This window comes from Corynebacterium sp. MSK195, assembly GCF_030228885.1.
Taxonomy (GTDB): domain Bacteria; phylum Actinomycetota; class Actinomycetes; order Mycobacteriales; family Mycobacteriaceae; genus Corynebacterium.
Genome location: NZ_JASPGT010000002.1, coordinates 225204 through 239747, shown reverse-complemented (window position 1 = coordinate 239747; position 14544 = coordinate 225204). Strand labels below are relative to the sequence as shown.

16 protein-coding genes are annotated in these 14544 nt (G+C 63.7%); 14 read left to right on the top strand and 2 right to left on the bottom strand.

What is annotated here, in order from left to right; genetic code table 11:
• The first annotated feature begins 9 nt into the window (after positions 1–9).
• The 3 genes from QP909_RS03055 to QP909_RS03045 all read left to right on the top strand — a co-directional run bounded on the left by QP909_RS03055 (position 10) and on the right by QP909_RS03045 (position 2786).
• Complete coding sequence (locus QP909_RS03055; RefSeq protein WP_284766085.1) at positions 10–756, top strand: phosphoglyceromutase; 747 nt, start codon at positions 10–12, stop codon at positions 754–756.
• Positions 757–819: 63 nt separating this feature from the next.
• Positions 820–2082 (top strand): sensor histidine kinase, encoded by a 1263-nt coding sequence (locus QP909_RS03050; RefSeq protein WP_284766084.1) that lies wholly within the window; start codon positions 820–822, stop codon positions 2080–2082.
• Positions 2079–2786 carry a response regulator transcription factor gene (locus QP909_RS03045; protein ID WP_284766083.1) on the top strand — a complete coding sequence of 236 codons (708 nt, stop codon included), beginning with the start codon at positions 2079–2081 and terminating at the stop codon, positions 2784–2786. The genes QP909_RS03050 and QP909_RS03045 overlap by 4 nt, the downstream gene beginning before the upstream one ends.
• Here QP909_RS03045 and QP909_RS03040 read toward each other — a convergent pair.
• Positions 2783–3709, bottom strand: a complete 927-nt coding sequence (locus tag QP909_RS03040; RefSeq protein ID WP_284766082.1) for a DUF3109 family protein — start codon at positions 3707–3709, stop codon at positions 2783–2785. The genes QP909_RS03045 and QP909_RS03040 overlap by 4 nt on opposite strands.
• Before the next feature lie 33 nt (positions 3710–3742).
• Here QP909_RS03040 and QP909_RS03035 point away from each other — a divergent pair, with 33 nt between their 5' ends.
• The 6 genes from QP909_RS03035 (at position 3743) to QP909_RS03010 (ending at position 7910) form a co-directional block, all read left to right on the top strand.
• Positions 3743–4672 (top strand): Ppx/GppA family phosphatase, encoded by a 930-nt coding sequence (locus QP909_RS03035; protein WP_284766081.1) that lies wholly within the window; start codon positions 3743–3745, stop codon positions 4670–4672.
• A 9-nt stretch (positions 4673–4681) separates the two neighbouring features.
• Complete coding sequence (locus QP909_RS03030; RefSeq protein ID WP_284766080.1) at positions 4682–5686, top strand: Rv0497 family membrane protein; 1005 nt, start codon at positions 4682–4684, stop codon at positions 5684–5686.
• A 72-nt stretch (positions 5687–5758) separates the two neighbouring features.
• Positions 5759–6550 (top strand): pyrroline-5-carboxylate reductase, encoded by a 792-nt coding sequence (gene proC / locus QP909_RS03025; protein ID WP_239230458.1) that lies wholly within the window; start codon positions 5759–5761, stop codon positions 6548–6550.
• A gap of 225 nt (positions 6551–6775) precedes the next feature.
• The gene (locus QP909_RS03020; protein ID WP_005276651.1) at positions 6776–6964 is read left to right on the top strand and encodes a helix-turn-helix domain-containing protein; all 189 of its coding nucleotides are present in this window, start codon (positions 6776–6778) and stop codon (positions 6962–6964) included.
• Positions 6965–7214: 250 nt separating this feature from the next.
• Entirely contained in the window at positions 7215–7316 is a 102-nt protein-coding gene (locus tag QP909_RS03015; protein ID WP_003855542.1) for a 30S ribosomal protein bS22, read from the top strand.
• Between the two features lie 228 nt (positions 7317–7544).
• Entirely contained in the window at positions 7545–7910 is a 366-nt protein-coding gene (locus tag QP909_RS03010; RefSeq protein WP_284766079.1) for a DoxX family protein, read from the top strand.
• 70 nt (positions 7911–7980) lie between these two features.
• On the opposite strand, the gene QP909_RS03005 is transcribed toward QP909_RS03010, so the two are convergent.
• Positions 7981–9018, bottom strand: a complete 1038-nt coding sequence (locus tag QP909_RS03005) for an HAD family hydrolase (protein ID WP_284766078.1) — start codon at positions 9016–9018, stop codon at positions 7981–7983.
• An 88-nt stretch (positions 9019–9106) separates the two neighbouring features.
• Between QP909_RS03005 and QP909_RS03000 the strand changes: the two genes are divergently transcribed.
• The 5 genes from QP909_RS03000 to hemB all read left to right on the top strand — a co-directional run bounded on the left by QP909_RS03000 (position 9107) and on the right by hemB (position 14542).
• Positions 9107–9349: a glutaredoxin family protein gene (locus QP909_RS03000; RefSeq protein ID WP_198492452.1), complete on the top strand. Its 243-nt coding sequence runs from the start codon at positions 9107–9109 to the stop codon at positions 9347–9349.
• A gap of 73 nt (positions 9350–9422) precedes the next feature.
• Positions 9423–10757 carry a glutamyl-tRNA reductase gene (locus tag QP909_RS02995; protein WP_284766077.1) on the top strand — a complete coding sequence of 445 codons (1335 nt, stop codon included), beginning with the start codon at positions 9423–9425 and terminating at the stop codon, positions 10755–10757.
• Entirely contained in the window at positions 10758–11645 is an 888-nt protein-coding gene (gene hemC, locus QP909_RS02990) for a hydroxymethylbilane synthase (protein WP_005323002.1), read from the top strand.
• 208 nt (positions 11646–11853) lie between these two features.
• A complete protein-coding gene (locus QP909_RS02985) occupies positions 11854–13530 on the top strand; it encodes a bifunctional uroporphyrinogen-III C-methyltransferase/uroporphyrinogen-III synthase (protein ID WP_284766076.1) in 1677 nt (558 codons plus the stop codon).
• 28 nt (positions 13531–13558) lie between these two features.
• A complete protein-coding gene (gene hemB / locus QP909_RS02980; protein ID WP_284766075.1) occupies positions 13559–14542 on the top strand; it encodes a porphobilinogen synthase in 984 nt (327 codons plus the stop codon).
• Positions 14543–14544 lie beyond the last annotated feature (2 nt).

The following is a 14544-nucleotide window of genomic DNA, read 5'->3' as shown; positions in this document are numbered from 1 at the left end:
GCTGGAGGCATGACTAACGGAAAGCTGATTCTTCTTCGCCATGGCCAATCCAAGTGGAACGAGTCCAACCAGTTCACTGGCTGGGTCGATGTAGATCTGACCGAAAAGGGCGAGGCGGAAGCCAAGCGCGGCGGTGAGCTGCTCGCGCAGGAAGGTGTTCTGCCCGATGTCCTCTATACCTCTCTTCTTCGCCGTGCTATCCGCACCGCGAACATCGCTCTCAACGCCGCCGACCGCCACTGGATTCCAGTGGTGCGCGACTGGCGCCTCAACGAGCGCCACTACGGCGCCCTGCAGGGCCTGAACAAGGCCGAGACCAAGGAAGAATACGGTGAGGAAAAGTTCATGGCATGGCGCCGCTCCTATGACACGCGCCCGCCGGAGCTGGCCGATGACTCCGAGTACTCCCAGGTCGATGACCCGCGCTACGCGGACCTGGATAAGGTCCCGCAGACCGAGTGCTTGAAGGACGTCGTCGCCCGCTTCGTTCCGTACTTCGAGGAGGAAATCCTCCCACGCGCCAAGAAGGGTGAAACCGTACTCATCGCCGCGCACGGCAACTCCCTGCGCGCTCTGGTTAAGCACCTGGACAATATCTCCGATGATGATATTGCCGGCCTGAATATTCCGACCGGCATCCCGCTGGTATATGAGATCACCGAGGATGGCTCCGTAGTAAACCCAGGTGGCACCTACCTGGATCCGGAAGCCGCCGCTGCCGGTGCCGCCGCCGTTGCTGCGCAGGGCGGTAAGTAAGAAACTGCGCCACAGTCCCCGGGGAGTATTCCCTGGGGACTTTGTGGTGGATAGGGTAGACACGTGGAATTGATTCTTTCCTTTGCCGCCGGCGTGGTGGCCTGCGGGCTGGCGCTACCGGCGATTTCTTGGCTGCGCGGGCGCATTGCGCACTACCGCCAAGCCAGCGATGCCGAGGCCAACCAGGTCACGACGGTCAGCCAGGTACTGCACTTGGCCGTGCAAGGCTCGCCGACGGCCCTGGCGGTGTTGGACCGCAGCCAAGAAATCGTCATGTCCAATTCCGCCGCCCACGAGATGTCCCTGGTGCATGATCGCGCCGTGAACCCGGACGTGTGGCAGACCGCGCAGGAGGTCTTCGAGGACAAGGAGACCCGCACCGTCGACCTGGCCATTCCCAAGCGCCGCACTGGCCACCGTGTCACACAGGTCAAGGCGGTCATTAAGCCGCTGACGCTTAACGACGGCCGCTTTGTCATCATCTACGGCACCGATGAGAGCGAAAACGTCCGCATGGAATCCGCCCGTCGCGACTTCGTGGCAAACGTCTCCCACGAACTCAAGACCCCCGTCGGCGGCATTGCCCTGCTGGCCGAGGCCTTGCTACAAGACCCCGGTGACCAGGAAAACGTGGAGTACTTTGGCAATAAGGTTTACAAGGAAGCCAACCGCATGGCCGATATGGTCAGCGAGCTTATTTCCCTGTCCAAGCTGCAGGGCGCCGAGGCCTTGCCGGAAATGGAACCGTTGGCCGTCGATGACCTCATCGAGGAAGCGCTCTCGCGCAACCAACTGGCTGCGGAGGCTCGCTCCATCGAGCTCAATCGGGGCGCCTCGGTTGGCGTGCAGGTCAAAGGAGATAGGTCCCTGCTGGTTACCGCACTATCTAACCTCATCTCCAACGCGATTAACTATTCGCCGGAGAAGATGCCGGTATCGGTCTCCCAGAAAGTCGTGGATGGCGGGGTCGTGCTCATCCGCGTCACGGACCGCGGCATCGGTATCGCACCGGATGATCAAAAACGTGTTTTTGAGCGCTTCTTCCGCGTAGACCAAGCCCGGTCGCGGCAGACCGGAGGCACTGGCCTAGGATTAGCAATTGTTAAACACGTGGTGGCCAACCATGGCGGCAACATCAAACTGTGGTCCCGGCCCGGTACGGGTTCTACATTCACCATTGAGTTGCCTATCTACAGGGAAGAAAAGCCAGCGCAGGATGCTGGCATGAAGGATAATGAGAATCAGGATGCCGTCACTGCGGCGGCGCCTGGGCTCCCGCGTGCAGTAGCACGCGTTGCAGCACGTCGAAAGGATAAAGCACAATGACCACCATCCTCATCGTTGAAGATGAAGAGTCGCTGGCAGATCCGCTGGCATTCCTTCTCCGCAAGGAGGGTTTCGAGCCGATCATCGCGCACGATGGCCCCACCGCGCTGGAAAAGTTTGCCGCTAACGACATCGATATCGTCCTTCTAGACCTCATGCTGCCCGGCATGTCCGGCACCGAGGTATGCAAGCAGCTGCGCACCTCTTCTTCCGTGCCGGTCATCATGGTGACCGCGCGCGATTCCGAGATCGACAAGGTCGTCGGCCTCGAGCTGGGCGCTGATGATTACGTGACCAAGCCTTATTCCTCCCGCGAGCTCATCGCGCGTATCCGCGCGGTCCTGCGCCGCGGCCACGATTCCGGTGCCGGTGCCGACACCGAGGTGGAGGAAGAAGTAGCCGATCAGATCCTCGAGGGCGGCCGCGTCAAGATGGACGTGGAACGCCACACCGTTACCGTCGCGGATGAGCCGGTATCCATGCCTCTTAAGGAATTTGACCTCCTGGAGTACCTGCTGCGCAACGCCGGCCGCGTACTCACCCGCGGCCAGCTCATTGATCGCATCTGGGGCGCCGATTATGTTGGCGACACCAAGACGCTCGATGTTCACGTCAAGCGCCTGCGCTCCAAGATCGAGGAGCAGCCCTCCCGTCCGAAGCACCTGGTTACGGTGCGCGGCCTGGGCTATAAATTCGAGCTCTAGCTCTCCGCCTGCTGGCTTCCTGCCTGTAGGCTCCCGGCCTTCACGCTGGCCGGGTGCTGTGTGAGCCGGACGCCGTGCTCTGCCGCCGCGGCGCGTGCCTTGCAGTGCGCGGCCAAAATCTCATAGGACTCTCGGCCCATGAGCGCTACCAGCTCGTCTTCGTGCGATTGCCACATCGGCAGCGGGTTGGCGTGGCAGGCCGCATCAGCCGAGCAATACCAATCAAAGTCTTCGCCGCCATTACCCCAACCGCGGCGGTCATACTCGCCGATCTGCGTGCGCAAAATCTCCTGCCCATCTGGGCGCTCTTCATAATCCTCGTATCGGCGCAGCGGCAACTGCCAGCACACCTCGGGTTTTACCACCGTGAGCTCCTCGCCGGTATCGACAGCCCACTGGTGCAGCGCGCAGCCCGTACCTGTAGCCCAGCCGGCGCGGTTGGCAAAAATGCACGCGCCATCCACAATGGGTGTCTTCAGCGCCGGCTCCGGTTCGCCGTCCTCGCCGTCGAGCTCATCCCACTCCAGCCACGGCTCCAACTCATCCGTAGCGTCCTGCGCGAGGAACTCATCTACCCCCGCTGGGCGCAGCTGCCAATACTTGGCAGGCATGCGCGAGACGGCGTCGTAAAGCTGGTCGCGGTCTTCCTCATCGGCCATATAGGCGCCATGCACGCAGCAGCCCACCTCGGGCTGGCTCTTATCGATGCCCCGGCATGCCGACGTTCCAAATTGGCAGCTGTAGTGCGATTCCACCCATGTCAGGTCGATGGAAAAGACGTGGTGTGGGTCGTTCGGGTTGGTAAATTCAAACCACTCCCGCGGGAAATCGGGGGCCTCTTCGCGGCCCGCTCTTATCGACGCCGCCGCGGGCGAGCTCGCGGGAAAACCTAGGTATACCGTGTCAGATTTTGGGCGATTCACACCTAACCACGGTAGACCTACTACGCTATTAGTGTGCGATTAGGTGTATTAGACGTCGGAAGCAATACCGTCCACCTCGTTGCGGTCGATGCCGCGACGGGCGGGCGGCCCACTCCGATGAGCGATTGGAAGACCCCGCTCCGGCTGGTAGAACAGCTGGACAAGAAGGGCAACATCCATGAAAAGGGTGTAAAGAAGCTGGTCAGTGCCGTAGCAGAGGCGAGCGAGCTGGGCGAAAAGTTGGGCTGCGCTGAATTTATCGCCTTTGCTACCTCGGCGGTGCGCTCCGCGCATAATTCGGAGGCCGTGCTCGATGAGGTGGAAAAGCAGACCGGCGTACGCCTGCAGATTCTCTCTGGCGTGGAAGAAGCCCAGCTGACCTTCCTCTCCGCACGCCGCTGGTACGGCTGGTCCGCCGGGCGTATCACCAACCTAGACATCGGCGGCGGCTCGCTAGAGCTGTCCACCGGTACCGACGAGCACCCCGACCTTGCGTTCTCCCTCGACCTGGGCGCTGGCCGGTTGACCCATAATTGGTTCGACACCGACCCGCCGGAGAAGAAGAAGGTAAGCGCGCTGCGCGATTTTATTGATGCGGAGCTTGAGGACGCCGCTCAGCAGATGAAGGCCATGGGCCCCGCTGGCCTTGCCGTGGGTACCTCCAAAACCTTCCGTACGCTGGCCCGCCTGACCGGTGCCGCACCTTCGTCTGCCGGCCCATACGTCAAGCGCACGTTGACTGCACCGGGTCTGCGCCAGTTGATTTCCTTCATCTCTCGCATGACTGCGGCAGACAGAGCGGACCTTGAAGGTGTAAGTTCTAACCGATCGCACCAAATCGTTGCCGGCGCTCTGGTGGCCGAGGCATCCATGCGAGCCTTGGACATTGAGAAGCTGGAAATCTGCCCGTGGGCGCTGCGTGAGGGCGTCATTTTGCGCCGGACCGATAAGGGATTGGAATAGGAAGAGATCATGGCTGACAAGAACAAGTTGACCGTGGCAGAGCTGCTGGCTCGCGATAAAAAAGCCCGCGGCGAGAAGGGCGGCAAGGATGACAAGCGTTCGCGCCGCCACCGCCGCAGCCTCGATGAAGGCGGCATTTCCGTTGCCGAGCTAACCGGCAACCTTAAGAAGGTCGAGGCTTCGCCTGCCGAGGCCAAGCACACCTCCGTCTCTATCGACGAGGACGCTCCCGTCATCCGCGCCCCCAAGACTGCCGACGCGACCGATGCTGACTCCGCAAAGAAGTCCGCCGACAAGCCTGCAGCCAAGGCTGCCGCAAAGCCTGCTGCGTCCGCCCCGTCGGCTGCACAGCCCACCGCAAAGAAGTCGGCTTCTGCCGGCGCGGCACAAGAGGCGGCGAAGAAGAAGCAGCCTTCTGCCGATGACACCGCGGTAATCCAGCGCGTGGATAAGGCGAAGGCGGATGACGCCAAGCCTGCCGCGGCGAAGGCCGCTACGGCCAAGCCCGCAGCAGAGAAGCCGACCGTAGACAAGTCCGGCGCGGACAAGGCCACCGCAGCGAAGCCCGTTGCCGAAAAGCCGAAGGCCGACAAGGGCGCAAAGGCGGCCGGAGCGGGAGCCGCGGCAGCTGGCGCTGGAGCTGCCGCTGCAGCGGCGGTGCCGGCGTCGAAGAAGGCGGGCGTCGCTAAGAGTGCAGAGGAAACCGGCAACCTTCCCAAGGTCGAGGACGACGAAGAGTGGATCGAGGAAGAGCACGAGAAGCTCAACCCAGTGTCCATCCTCCTGATGATTGTCGCGGGCATCCTGCTGGCGATTGTCATCTTCAAGGGCTTTGAGATTCTGTGGGATAGCTTCCCGCGCCTGGTCGTCGCCATTCTCGCGCTGTGCGTCACCGCAATTATGGTGGGCGTGACGCACGCCCTGCGCACCGCGCGCGACGGATTCTCCATGTTCCTGGCCGGCTTTACCGGCCTTATCCTGACCTTCGGCCCGCTGCTGTTGGTGATGCTCTAAGCCCCCGCTTGTCGACGCCCCGGTTACCCCACGTGGTAGCCGGGGTTCCGCATTTTTGGCATGGTGGAGACTATGACAAAGATTGCAATTTTAGGCGGCGGACAAATCGGTGAGGCTTTGACCTCGGGACTCGTAGCATCGGGCTTTGCGGGCTCTGATATCACGGTCACCAACCGCACCGAATCCCGCAGCAAGGAACTTCAGGATGCCTATGGCGTCACCACCACCAGCGATAATGCAGCGGCGGTAGACGGCGCGGACTATATCTTCGCGTGCGTGAAGCCCTACGCCATCCTGGACCTGCTCGAAGGCCTTGAGCCGGCCAAGGATGCCGTGGTCGTGTCCATGGCCGCGGGCCTGACGCTAGAGCAGCTGCAGGGTGCGGCGGGCGAAGGTGTGCCGGTGGTGCGCGTTATGCCCAATACCCCCATGTTGGTGCGCCGCGGCATGTGCACCTGCGCGGCCGGTGAGCACGTGAGCGACGCCCAGATGGACGGCGTGCGCGAGCTGCTGGAGGCCGTCGGCGAGGTAGCGGTCATCCCGGAGAAGAATATCGACGCCGCCACCGCACTGGCAGGTTCCTCCCCGGCCTACTTCTTCCTCGTGGCAGAGGCGCTTGTCGACGCCGGCGTACAGCTCGGCCTTCCCCGCGACGTCGCCGAGAAGCTTGCCGCCCAGGCCGCAGCCGGCTCTGGTGAGATGCTGGCTAGCTCCGGCCGCTCGGCCACCCAGCTGCGTGCTGGCGTAACCTCGCCGGGCGGCACCACAGCCGCCGCCGTCCGCGAGCTGGAGGAGTCCGGACTGCGCGGCGCGTTCTACCGCGCGGCAGAGGCCTGCTCCGATAAGGCCAAGGAGCTCGGCTAGCGCCGCCGTGTGCGACCTCCCCGTGGTGGGGGTGTACCCACCCGGGAGTGTTGGGGCGGGTGTTAAGCAGCGCTTTTAGGGGAAACCCTAATGAATGCTGTGAAAAAATTTGGCACTTGGGTCGCATTAGTCACATGTTTCACGATAGGCTAGGGCAAGCACGTGCGTGAAGTCCTGTGGGAGGGGAAGCCTACAGCGCGTAACGAGCTGAAGGGTTAGATATATATGGCAAATGAAGAAAAGGGAACCTTTCTGACGATCGCGGAGGTCGCCGAGATTATGCGCGTCTCCAAGATGACCGTCTACCGTTTGGTTCATGCAGGCGAAATGCCGGCTGTTCGCGTCGGACGCTCCTTCCGCGTTCACGAGTCTGCCGTCAACGAGTACCTGGAGGCTTCCGTCTACGGAGCCTAGGCTCGCGCCGCACAGACAGCGCCCACCTCTGTTGGCCCTCGTGGTCAGCGGTGGTGGGCGCTGTTGTTTCTCGCTGTTGTTGTCGCGGGCCCTTTTTGGTCACGGGCTGGGTGCTGGGTAAGATGGTGTGCATTCGTGTCGGCTCGCTGATGTGGCCCGCGGTCCGTGCGGCCACGGCGGCAAGAGTGCACCTTCGCCGTTCTAGCGCCGACAAGTTTGACAGTACGTACTACACGAAAGTGAGGACTCCATGGGTTCCGTCATTAAGAAGCGCCGCAAGCGCATGTCCAAGAAGAAGCACCGCAAGATGCTGCGCCGCACCCGCGTGCAGCGCCGTAAGCTGGGCAAGTAAACCCCAGCCCGCTTCTTTCCCTCCGCACCGTGCCTTTGCATGGGGCGGAGGTTTTCTGTTTTCGGGTTAAGCCAAGGGCAGTGAGACTGGCCATTCCAGGTGGCTTTTGCGCTGACCTTCCCACGAGCGTTCGCTTCCCAGTCTTGAACTGTAGACTCGATTCAACCTAAAAAAGTTGGTTCATGCGATGCATGGTGTACTCAGTACCTGATTCAAGGAAGGTTTTGCATGGGGTCTTTAGCTGTCTTTGGTACGTATTTTTTAGCCGTCGTTTTAATAGGCGATGCTGTGCTTTCTATCAAGCCGCCTAAATTCATTAGTCGCTGCCTTAGCGGAGTTAATTTCCCTCAAGACTGGTGGTGGGCGCTTATCGGAATTAAGGCACTCGCTGCACTTGGCTTGATCCTCGGGGCAACCTTGAATAACCCGTCGATTACAGCCACTGTCTCAGTTGGTGTACTCGGTTACTTTGTTTTTGCCATTATCGCTCATATCAAAGCGAACTTCGTCGGTCAGGAGTTTTGGGTTAATTGCCTCGGGATGACGGCCCTTAGTGCGGTTGTTCTCGCGTGCAACGTCGCGGCTATGGGGTAGCTATACATCCCGATGGGCTTAGGAACGTAAGTCGTCTGCCCATTTAGAGACGTTAGTGTTGGCGCTATTTCTATCGCCGATAGTAGCGCCAGCCGCCATAGGAAAAGGCGGCGGTGGCCAGCGCCGGGAGGCCATAGGTGCGGATGGCGCGGCGCACGGAGCGATAGTCGCGCACGAGCCAGCCGCGGTCGCCAGCGATATCGCGCAGCTTGCGGTCTGGGTTAATGGCCACGGCGGTGCCGACCATGGACAACATGGGCACGTCGTTGGCGGAATCCGAATACGCAGTGCAGCGCGAGAGGTCGAGGCCTTCGATGGTCGCGAGCGCGGCCACGGCGTGCTTTTTGCCGGGCCCATGGAGGATATCGCCGACCAGCCGGCCGGTGAACTTGCCGTCCTTGACCTCCGCGACGGTGCCGAGCGCGCCCGTAAACCCGAAGCGCCGGGCGAGCACCTGCGCCAGCTGGACCGGGGTGGCGGTGACCAGCCATACCTGCTGGCCGGCGGCTAGGTGCATCTCCGCGAGCTGCGTGGTGCCGGGGTAGGCGCGGCGGGCGAGCGAGGCGTCCACGATTTCTTCGCATAGTTCCACCAGCTCGTCGACGCTGCGGCCTTTGACAAACTCCAGCGCCTGCGCGCGGCCGACGGCGACGTCCTTGGCATTTTCGCTGCCGGAGACGCGGAACTTGAGCTGCTTCCACGCAATCGGCAGGATTTCAGAAAGCCGGAAGTAGCGCTTGCGCGCCAAGCCAAAGGCGAATTCCACGAGGGAAGAGCCTTGGATGAGGGTGTTGTCGACGTCGAAAAACGCTGCCGCGCCCACATCCACCGGTACGTCCGGATCCTGGGCAGTGATGCGCTGCGCGCCGGCCGCGTCATAGGAGCCGGTGACCGAGTCCACGCCGGAGGCAAAATCCTCCAGTTCCAGCCCGAATTCCTCCAGCGCTGCGGCGGCCGCGGCTTCACCGGCGGTGCGCTGCGATTCCTCGTCCAGCGGGGCGAGCGCTTGGGTCTCCAAGAAATTACGCAGGTTACCGCGCGAGGCGGTCCAATTGGCCAAGAAGTCGCGGGGGGATTCGGGGAACCCTGGGGGAGTGGTAGCGGACACGAGTGAGACAAACAGCTTTCGCAAACGCGGGGTGGACTAACGTGTCCATAGTAATGGTTTCGACCGCTGCCGTCCTTGTGAGGAGAATATGTCTCAGCATCTCGTCGAGCTCATGGTGCGCACCACCTGCGGTTCTTGCGCGCGCGTGAGGGAGCAGATCACCCCCGTCGTCAAGCGGGCAGGCGCGGAGCTTGCCGTGCGTAACGTGGATGAGGACGCGGAGCTGGCCATGGAGTTCGGTGACCGCGTGCCCGTTGTGGTCATCGACGGCGAAGAGTTTGCATGCTGGGAAGTAGACAACGAGGAGTTAGCGGCCGAGCTAGCCGGTTGATTCGGGATCCGCGACACCGACGGGTAGTCTTTTGGAGGATTAAAATCAATCAAAGGGTTGAGGAGTGTTGTGCATGAGCGTGCTCGTCGTGGGCATGTCCCACCAGTCGGCGCCGGTGGCGCTGCTGGAAAAGCTGAGCATGGATAGTGCGGTCCAGGATTCCGCCTGCGGGCAACTCGTGGCGGCCGAGCCGCTGTCAGAGGCGATGATTATCTCCACCTGCAACCGCATGGAGGTCTACACCGTCACCAACTCCTTCCACGCCAGCGTCCAGGAAGTCGTGCGCGTGCTCACCCAGGTTTCGGGCGTAGGCGAGCAGGAGCTGCGCAACTACCTCTACGTGCGCTATGCCGACGCCGCGGCCGAGCACCTCATGTCCGTGACCTCCGGCCTGGATTCCATGGTGGTGGGCGAGCAGCAGATCATCGGCCAGGTGCGCAGCGCCTACCAGTCCGCCTCCGAGCAGGGCACGGTCGGCCCGCGCATTCACGCGCTGGCGCAGGCCGCGCTGCGGGCGGGCAAGCGCGTGCACTCCGAGACCGATATCGACGAGGCCGGCGCCTCCATGGTGTCCTTCGCCTTCGACCAGGCCTTGCAGCGCCTCGACGCCGCGGACCTGACCGGCAAGACCGCGCTAGTCCTTGGCGCGGGCGCCATGGCGTCCCTCGCCGCCACCCACGCCGGCCGGCTGGGCGTCAAGGAACTAGTGTTGGCCAACCGCACCCGCGAGCGCGCCGAGCGCCTGGCTAGCCACGCCGAGGAGGCGGGCGTTGCCACCCGCGTCGTAGACTTTTCCGAGCGCGCCGCCGCGCTTTCCGACGTCGACCTGGCCATTTCCGCCACCGGCGCCGATAACTTCACCATCGAAGCCGCCGACCTCCCCGCCGGCCGCGATCTCATGCTCATCGATCTCTCCCTGCCGCGCGATATCGAAGATGCCGCCGCCGCGGCCGAGGGCGTGGACTTGGTCAATATCGAGCGCCTGAGCAAGTCGCTTTCGGCCGCCGATACCGATGTCGCGGCCGGGACCAGCCCGCACGTGCAGGCCCGCCACATCGTCGACGAAGAGCTGGCGGCCTATACCTCGGCCCAGCGCGTGCGCGACGTCGCCCCGGCCGTAAGCGCCCTGCACCGCCGCGCGGCCGATCTCGTCGAGTGCGAGGCCGCGCGCCTGCAGCACAAGCACCCCGAGCTCGCGGGCAAGCAGCTCGAGGACGTTCAGCGCGCGCTCAAGCGTGTGGCCGATAAACTGCTGCATGAACCGACGGTTAGGGCGAAGAAGCTGGCGGCGTCGGAAAGCAGTGTCAGCAGCGAAAACGCCCTGCAGGAGCTTTTTGGCCTGCAGCTGGAAGGCTCCGGTGTGTCCGTGGCCGTCAATGAACTGCCCACCATGGCAAAGGAGGCCTAAATGTTTCAGATTGGTACCCGCGGCTCCAAGCTCGCCACCACCCAGGCGGGTCATGTGCGCGATTGGCTTATCGACGCCGGCTTTGACTCCCAACTCCACATCGTCACCACCGCCGGCGACGTCAATATGGCGCCGGTCGAGCGCATCGGCGTCGGCGTATTTACCCAGGCGCTGCGCGAGGCGCTCTATGCCGGTGAATGCGATATTGCCGTGCACTCGTTTAAGGACCTGCCCACCGCCCCCGATGAACGCTTCCGCCTCGTGGTGCCGCAGCGCCAGGATTCCCGCGAGGCGCTCGTCGCCCGCGATGGTCTGAGCCTGGCGCAGCTGCCGCAGGGCGCGCGTGTGGGCACCTCCGCCCCGCGCCGCATCTCCCAGCTGGCCGCTCTCCGCCCAGACCTGGAAATTCGCCCGCTGCGCGGCAACATCGATACTCGCATGTCCAAGGTCACCGACGGCGAGCTCGACGCCGTCCTGCTGGCCTACGCCGGCCTGCTGCGCGGCGGCTACGCGGACCGCGCCACCGAAATCTTCGAGCCTTCCGTCTTCATGCCGGCGCCGGCCCAGGGCGCACTCGCCATCGAGGCCGTGGCCGGCACTGAGGCAGCCGCGGCCCTAGACGCCATTGTCGACGACCGCGCCTCGGCCGCCGCTGCTGGTGAGCGCGCCGTGCTGGCCCGCCTCGAGGCCGGCTGCACCGCGCCGGTGGCCGCCACCTCGCGCTGGGACGGTGACCAGCTCACCGTGCGCGGCGGCGTCTTCGCGCTCGACGGATCCCGCCAGCTCACCGCCACCGCTTCCGGCTCCGCGGCCGAAGCCGCCGATCTTGGCGCGCGCATCTCGGACGAGCTTTTCGCCGGTGGCGCGGCCGAGCTGCTGGGCAAGTAATTTCGCCTTTAGGCGCTAATAATTTAAGGTGTAGATACCACAGATCATTGTCCCGCAATGATCCGGCCCCCTTTAAGGGCATCCCAGGACGCAAGGCCTGGGATTTTGGCCGTTAAGACCGTGTCACCCACCGCCGGCGCGGGGAACCACACCGCATGCGATCATGTCCGTGCGCGGTGCCGCGCGCCCGATTTTAGAAAAGAACTTTATGAGCAATGCCGCGCCAGACACCCAATTGGGCAAGATCGTCTTTGTGGGCGCTGGTCCAGGTAATCCCGACCTGCTGACCGTGCGCGCCCGCGAGGTTCTGGCAAATAGTGCCATCGCCGTGACCGATCCGCAGGTCATGCAGGGCGTGCGCGATGCCGTCGCCGCCGCGCTGCCCGTTCCGCAAGAGCTTCTCGACGCCGCCGAGGCCGAATACGCCCAAATGTGCGCCGATGCCAAAGCCAAGGGCGCGCGCCGCAAACCGCCCCGCCCCGCGCCGCCAACGGCCGCGGTGTTGTACGAGCCGGCCGAAGATATCGTGGGCCAGCTGCGTGAGTGCTTGGTCGAGGCCGATGGCGAGGACGTCATCCGACTGGTCACCGGCAACCCGCTGCACCGCGAGTCCATCAAGGCCGAGATCAACGCCGTGGCGTCTGCTGGCCTGGAATTCCAGGTAGTGCCGGGCATGTCCCTGCCGTCTACCGTGCCGTCCTTTGCCGGCATTGCCCTCGGCTCCACCTATACCGAGGCCGACGTTACCGACGGCGCCGATTGGGACGCGCTGGCCAACGCCACCCAGCCCATCGTCCTGCAGGCCACCAAGGAGGACCTGCCTGTCATCTCCGAGGAGCTGCAGCAGCGCGGCATGCCGGCCGAGACCGATGCATTTGTCACCGTCCACGGCACCACCCGCCTGCAGCGCACCTATGAGACCACGCTGGGCACCATGGGCAAGCTCGACGCGGACCTCACCGGCCCGCTCGTCGTTACTCTCGGCCGCAGCATCGACGACCGCACCAAGTACTCCTGGTGGGAAAACCGCCCACTCTATGGCTGGCGCGTGCTCGTCCCGCGCACCAAGGAACAAGCTGGCCCGATGTCCGCGCGTCTGGCCGGCTACGGCGCCATCCCGCAAAACGTGCCCACCATCTCCATCGAGCCGCCGCGCAACCCGGCGCAGATGGACCGCGCCATCAAGGGCATCGTTGAGGGCCGCTATAAGTGGATCGTCTTCACCTCCGTCAACGCCGTGACCGCGGTGTGGGACAAGATTGCCCAGCTTGGCCTCGACGCCCGCGATTTCGCCGGCGTCCACCTCGCGGCCGTGGGCACCAAAACCGCGGCCGCCATCCGCGCCAAGGGTATGGTCCCAGAGCTTTTGCCACACAAGAAGAAGCAGAACGCCGAGGGCCTGCTCGATGTCTTCCCCAACTTCGTAGAAGACATCGACGCCGTCGGCCGCGTCCTACTCCCGCGCGCCGATATCGCGGCCGACACCCTGGTTGACGGGCTCAAGGCCCTCGACTGGGAGGTCGACGACGTCGTGGCCTACCGCACCGTCCGCGCCGCCCCGCCTTCGGCCGAGATCCGCGACATGATCAAGACCGGCGGCTTCGACGCCGTCGCCTTCACCTCCGGGTCCACCGTGCGCAATCTGGTGGGCATTGCGGGCAAACCGCACCAGCGGACGATCATTGCGTGTATCGGGCCGTCGGCAAGAGCGGCCGCGGAAGAGATGGGCCTGCGCGTCGATGTGGTGCCCGAAGTCGCCGATGTGCCCGCGCTTGTCGACGCCCTCGCAGACCACGTCGCCGCCCTCCGCGCCGCCGGAAACCTGCCCGCGCCGCGCAAGAAACGCCGCTCGCGCAAGAAGGCTACTAAGGTCGACAAGGCATAAGTTTTAGTCTCGCTCTAAGGAGTACCCAATGAGCACCTTCCCAGCCCGCCGCCCACGCCGCCTGCGCACCACCCCGCAGATGCGCAATTTCGTGGCCGAAACCGAGGTCCGCCCCTCGGACCTGATTCTGCCCATGTTCATCGTGGACGGCCTCGACGCACCGCGCGAGATTCCCTCCATGCCGGGCGTCTACCAGCACACCTTCGACTCGCTGCGCCGCGCGGCCGAAGAGGCGTTGGAGGCCGGCGTGGCGTGCATCGACCTTTTCGGCGTGCCGCTCGATGAGGACAAGGACGATACCGGCTCCGTCGCCTGGGACCCGCAGGGCATTTTGAACCGCGGTATTTCCTGCCTGCACGAGGAATTCGGCGATGACCTCATCGTTATGGCCGATACTTGCCTGGACGAGTTCACCTCCCACGGCCACTGCGGCGTATTAGATGACAAGGGCCGCGTGCTTAACGACGAATCCGTCAAGCTCTACCAAGACATGGCCCGCTCCCAAGCCCGCGCCGGCGCCCAGATCGTCTCCCCGTCGGGCATGATGGACGGCCAGGTCGGCGCCATCCGCGCCGATCTCGACGAGGCCGGCCACGAGGACGTGGCCATCATGGCCTATTCCGCCAAGTACGCCTCCGCCTTCTTCGGCCCGTTCCGCGATGCCGTCGGTTCCTCCCTGGAAGGCGACCGTCGCACCTACCAGCAGGATCCGCGCAACTTCCGCGAGTCCCTGCTCGAGGCCGAGCTCGACATCGAAGAGGGCGCGGACTTCGTTATGGTCAAGCCCGGCCTGCCCTACCTGGACGTGCTCTCGGCCGTGGCGGAGACTTCTCCCGTGCCGGTCGCGGTCTACCAGGTCTCCGGCGAGTACGCGATGGTCAAGGCCGCGGCCGCCAACGGGTGGATCGACGGCGAAGCCATCATGCTCGAGTCGCTGACCGCATTCAAGCGCGCCGGCGCCGGCCAGATTCTGACCTACTTCGCTACCGAAGCCGCCCGCCTGCTCAAGTAAAG